We start from the raw sequence: 267 nt of genomic DNA on the forward strand, positions 1-267 counted from the left end.
TGATGATGAGCCGCTCGCTCGGCTTCCACGACCTCGACGGGCCGGACCTCGGGCGCCTGTTCGAGGCGACAGCGCCGGCCACACGGCGGGCGACCGCTGCCTGATCGCCGTGGCGGCGGCGATCCAGGCGGCCATGCCGCCGGGGGCTTTCGCCGGCCGCTACGGCGGCGAGGAGTTCATCGCTATCCTGCCCGCGGGCCGTTCCCGGGGAAGGGATCGCTCTCTCCGCGGCCTCCGAACGTTTCCGTCTGTGTCCGCGGAGACACG

1 protein-coding gene is annotated in these 267 nt (G+C 73.0%); it reads left to right on the forward strand.

Going from position 1 to position 267, the window contains the following annotated elements; all coding sequences use genetic code 11:
* On the forward strand, positions 1–267 hold a 267-nt coding region (locus tag WDW90_RS39655; RefSeq protein WP_336493063.1), incomplete at both ends, for a diguanylate cyclase domain-containing protein.

Source organism: Methylobacterium nigriterrae (genome assembly GCF_037106235.1).
GTDB lineage: Bacteria > Pseudomonadota > Alphaproteobacteria > Rhizobiales > Beijerinckiaceae > Methylobacterium > Methylobacterium nigriterrae.